The sequence below is a fragment of the Mycobacterium sp. genome (genome assembly GCF_035653355.1).
In the GTDB taxonomy this organism is placed as follows: Bacteria; Actinomycetota; Actinomycetes; order Mycobacteriales; family Mycobacteriaceae; genus Mycobacterium.
The window spans coordinates 1-4,289 of record NZ_DASRBZ010000193.1 but is presented as its reverse complement, the minus strand read 5'-3'; the positions used below and the strand labels follow the sequence as shown (position 1 = coordinate 4,289).

Genomic DNA, 4,289 nt, shown 5'->3' with positions numbered 1-4,289 from the left:
CCGTAATGCCCAGTGCCGCAAGGACTTCCTTGGTGACGTCGATCTGGCCGTGGAACTCGTCGGGGGTTGAGGTCCGGTTGGCCTTGTACTCCGGGTAGCGGTCGGAGCGAAATGTCTGCCGGGACACGTCGAATGCCGCAGCGACGTGCGTCGGTTGTTCGTCGCGCAGCAGGTTGATCAGCATCGCGGTGAACCCGTAGACCGCGTTGGTGGTCAGTCCACCGGCGGTCTTGAAATTCTCCGCGGGCAGTGCATAGAACGCCCGAAACGCCAGTGAATTACCGTCCAACAGCAGCAGAGTCGGCTTGTCGCCGTCGGTGGTCGACGATCCCGCAGTTGCGGTGGCCGCGGCTTTGGCTGGGCTCACGGCCCTACTCTATGCACCCGGTCGGACAACAGCGTCAAACTGGAACACGTTTCAGTTTTGCCCCGGTTGTCGGTACGCTGGCCGCGTGCCAGCAGCTACCCGCCAAGAGCCGGCGATCGAGGGATGGTTCGCCACCGACGAGGCCGGCGCGCCCCATTTGATCGGGAGTAAGTGCCGACGGTGCGGCACCTATGTGTTCCCGCCGCGCGCCAACAACTGCCCGAACCCCGCCTGCGACGGCGACCAGCTGGAGTCGGTGGCGCTGTCGCGGCGCGGAACGCTGTGGAGCTACACCGAAAACCGCTACGCGCCGCCCCCGCCGTATCCGGCCACCGACCCGTTCGAACCGTTCGCCGTCGCCGCGGTGCAGTTGGCCGACGAAGGTTTGATCGTGCTGGGCAAGGTAGTCGACGGCACGCTGGCCGCCGACCTGAAGATCGGCATGGAGATGGAGCTGACCACCATGCCGCTGTTCACCGATGACGAGGGTGTGGAGCGCATCGTCTACGGCTGGAGGATCGCTTCATGAGTCGCGCCGGCGACGATGCAGAGCGAAGCGACGAGGAGGAGCGGCGCTGATGAACACAGAACCCGTCTACATCCTCGGCGCCGGCATGCACCCGTGGGGAAAGTGGGGCAACGACTTCACCGAATACGGGATCGTGGCCGCGCGCGCCGCGCTGGGCGAAGCCGGCTTGGACTGGCGGCAGATCCAGCTGGTCGCCGGCGCGGACACCATCCGCAACGGCTATCCGGGGTTCGTCGCCGGTGCGACGTTCGCGCAGAAGCTGGGCTGGAATGGCGTCCCGGTCAGCTCGAGCTACGCGGCGTGCGCCAGCGGATCGCAGGCGCTGCAAAGCGCGCGGGCCCAGATCCTGGCCGGTTTCTGTGACGTAGCGCTGGTGATCGGCGCGGACACCACCCCGAAAGGCTTCTTCGCGCCCGTCGGCGGCGAGCGTAAAAACGACCCGGACTGGCAGCGGTTCCACCTGATCGGTGCGACCAACCCGGTGTACTTCGCGCTGCTGGCCCGCCGGCGAATGGACCTCTACGGCGCCACTGTCGAGGACTTCGCGCAGGTCAAGGTTAAGAACGCGCGCCATGGATTGCAGAACCCCAACGCCCGTTACCGCAAAGAGGTAGCTCTGGGCGACGTGCTGGCCAGTCCGGTGGTGGCCGACCCGCTTCGGCTGCTGGACATCTGCGCCACCTCCGACGGGGCAGCAGCGCTGGTGGTGGCCAGCGCCGAGTTCGCCCGCGAGCATCTCGGTTCGCTTGACGGTGTGCCGTCGGTGCGCGCGATCAGCACGGTGACCCCGCGCTACCCGCAGCACCTGCCCGAATTGCCGGATATCGCAACGGATTCCACTGCGGTGGTTCCGGCCCCGGAGCGGGTGTTCAAGGACCAGATCCTCGATGCCGCATACGCCGAGGCCGGTATCGGGCCCGAAGATCTCAGCCTGGCCGAGGTCTACGACTTGTCCACCGCGCTGGAGCTGGACTGGTACGAGCACCTTGGGTTATGCCCGAAGGGCGAAGCCGAGGCGCTGCTGCGGAGCGGCGCGACGACGATCGGCGGCAAGGTCCCGGTTAACCCGTCGGGCGGGCTGGCCTGCTTCGGCGAGGCCATCCCGGCGCAGGCGATCGCGCAGGTCTGCGAGCTGGCCTGGCAGCTGCGGGGCCAGGCCACCGGTCGGCAGGTCGAAGGCGCCACCGTGGGAATCACCGCCAACCAAGGCCTGTTCGGCCACGGCTCGTCGGTGATCGTGGCTCGCTAACTGCATCCGCCACGAGCGGGCGTGTTTGTACACCGACACGCCGCTTCAGGTGTGCAACTGCGCCCGCTCGCAACATGCCGGCGCCGGTGGCTACCCCGACGACTGCGCGTCTTTCGGAGTATCGAGGGTTTCCAGTACCACTTCAGCGACGCGCTTCATGGTGGTGCGTCGGTCCATGGCGGCACGCTGGATCCATTTGAAAGCCTCGGGCTCCGTCATGCCCTGTTTGGTCTGCAGCAGACCTTTGGCCCGTTCGACGAGCTTGCGGGTCTCCAGCCGGTCGGACAGCGTCGCGACTTCGCGCTCTAATGAGGTGATCTCGCTGAACCGGCTGACGGCCAGTTCGATGGCCGGAATGAGGTCGGTCACCGAAAACGGTTTCACCAGGTATGCCATCGCGCCGGCGTCGCGGGCTCGCTCGACGAGGTCACGCTGGCTGAACGCAGTCAGCACGACGATCGGTGCGATCCGTTTGCTGGCGATCTCCGATGCGGCGTCGATGCCGTCGCGGCGCGGCATCTTCACGTCCATGATCACCAGATCGGGCTTCAGCTGCTCAGCCAGCTCGACCGCTTCCTGGCCGTCGCCGGCCTCACCGACGATTTCGTAACCCTCCTCGCGCAGCATCTCGGCTAAGTCCATGCGGATGAGCGCCTCGTCCTCGGCGATCAGAACGCGGCGGGGGCTGACAGCATCGACTTCGGTCGTAGAGCCGGTCATGACGACATTGTGTCCCGAACCGTAGTCACCAGCGACCTCGGGGTTGTGACGCCGCGCCCCAGCACCGATCCTCTATGGTGGGAGGCCGTATACGGGTAAGCCCTCGTATCCCAACTGGCAGAGGAACTGGACTCAAAACCCAGACAGTGTGGGTTCGAATCCCACCGAGGGCACCGAAAGCACCGCGTGGAACGAGCACCATCGGCGCCGAGTCCACAAGTGCCGGCGGCGCGAAATTCGGCAAATCGCCATATCCGCTCCATTAGGCCGGTCAATAATTGGCCATTCCTTCGCGGTCGTTACACCTGACCGGCCGCGCTTTGACGGAGTCCTATGAGTAACCACCCAGACACCCCACTCGAAAAGGAGTCTCCCATGATCCGTCGCTGTGTCATCTGGGTGCTCGGCGCTTTAGCGGTGGCACTCATTACCCCCGCCCACGCCCATGCCCAGCCGCCATCGCAGTGTTTGAGCAACACTCCCGAGGGCAAGCAGGTCTACATTCCCTGTGATCTGATGAATGCGCGTGTCAACTACCCGCCAGGGCAGCGCTGTACTGGACCGCTCGATCAGTATCCGCCCGATGTACGCGACTGGTGCGGCTGAGGGAGATATGCGCTGCAGCCCAACGGATGCGCCGACACTGACCGCGTCGATAGAAGATCCGCCAAGTCCTGTCGACTACATCGTGTTCTGAATTTGTGTACTAGTACCGTGGCGGTGACCGGATTAGTGCGGGCCTGAGATGTCTTGCAAATCACCACGGATGGCTTGCAAGTCACCTTGGATGGCTTGCAGAACAGTAAGCGCGTTTTGGAATGCCGGCGGCATTTCGTCCGAGCTCGTCGGTTCGTACTGAGGGCAGTACGAAACGACGGCACCAGCGGCGAAGTCGGCGCTTTGATCGGCGTCCCATATCGACGACCGCTGCACAAAGTTGACTGCATCTGCGAGGTTGGGTTGGTGCGCTAGGAAGTCGCACACTGCATGCCCCTGATTCGCCACATATTCCTGGCTGGGAATTGGCACGCCTTCGTGTTTCAACGCGTCGACGAACGCCCTGTCGACGATGTCAAGCGGTGGCGGAGCGGGGACTGTCGGTGCAGCCGGCTTTGATGGCGCAGCCGACGGCGGGATCACTGTCGGCTCAGGCGACGGCGGCACTACTGTCGGCTGCGCCGCCGGCCGCTGATTGTGGACGGCGAACATCAGCATCAACACCGCGGCCACGCCGATAAGGGATAGCGGCAACACCATGAGGGGGGCGAAGCGGCCCAGGACGCTCCGACGCGGCGAGGCCGCAAAGTCTCGGGCCTTGTCGTGCTTCGAACCCGGCGACCACCGCCGTCTCGCACCCTTGCCCGGCTCGGTTCCGGGCTCCACCGTCAAGTGCCCTAGGCGCTCATCAAGGAGTTGGTCGAGCT

The 4,289-nt window shown here is 64.8% G+C and carries 5 protein-coding genes, 1 tRNA gene and 1 pseudogene; 4 read left to right on the top strand and 3 right to left on the bottom strand.

From position 1 onward, the window contains the following. Positions 1-367: 5'-3' exonuclease (locus tag VFA16_RS06470; RefSeq protein WP_414687652.1), on the bottom strand; the 367-nt coding region annotated here is incomplete at its 3' end. Between the two features lie 85 nt (positions 368-452). Here VFA16_RS06470 and VFA16_RS06465 point away from each other — a divergent pair. Beyond that, positions 453-946, top strand: a pseudogene (locus tag VFA16_RS06465) (Zn-ribbon domain-containing OB-fold protein). After that, complete coding sequence (locus VFA16_RS06460) at positions 946-2,145, top strand: lipid-transfer protein (protein WP_324967020.1); 1,200 nt, start codon at positions 946-948, stop codon at positions 2,143-2,145. Before VFA16_RS06465 ends, VFA16_RS06460 begins: the two are co-directional and overlap by 1 nt. Positions 2,146-2,235: 90 nt before the next feature. Here VFA16_RS06460 and VFA16_RS06455 read toward each other — a convergent pair whose 3' ends face one another. Continuing rightward, positions 2,236-2,865: an ANTAR domain-containing response regulator gene (locus VFA16_RS06455; protein ID WP_324967019.1), complete on the bottom strand. Its 630-nt coding sequence runs from the start codon at positions 2,863-2,865 to the stop codon at positions 2,236-2,238. Between the two features lie 99 nt (positions 2,866-2,964). Between VFA16_RS06455 and VFA16_RS06450 the strand changes: the two genes are divergently transcribed. Then, positions 2,965-3,038, top strand: a tRNA-Leu gene (locus VFA16_RS06450). A 202-nt stretch (positions 3,039-3,240) separates the two neighbouring features. Beyond that, on the top strand, positions 3,241-3,471 hold the full coding sequence (locus VFA16_RS06445; protein WP_324967018.1) for a hypothetical protein: 231 nt from the start codon (positions 3,241-3,243) through the stop codon (positions 3,469-3,471). Between the two features lie 123 nt (positions 3,472-3,594). On the opposite strand, the gene VFA16_RS06440 is transcribed toward VFA16_RS06445, so the two are convergent. Next, positions 3,595-4,289, bottom strand: a 695-nt coding sequence (locus VFA16_RS06440) for a DUF732 domain-containing protein (protein WP_324967017.1), incomplete at its 5' end; no start/stop codon positions are given.

Excerpts from the sequence above, each read along its gene's own strand:
- VFA16_RS06445 (WP_324967018.1), top strand. The coding sequence starts at position 3,241 with ATGATCCGTCGCTGTGTCATCTGGGTGCTCGGCGCTTTAGCGGTGGCA.
- VFA16_RS06460 (WP_324967020.1), top strand. The coding sequence starts at position 946 with ATGAACACAGAACCCGTCTACATCCTCGGCGCCGGCATGCACCCGTGG.
- VFA16_RS06455 (WP_324967019.1), bottom strand. The coding sequence starts at position 2,865 with ATGACCGGCTCTACGACCGAAGTCGATGCTGTCAGCCCCCGCCGCGTT.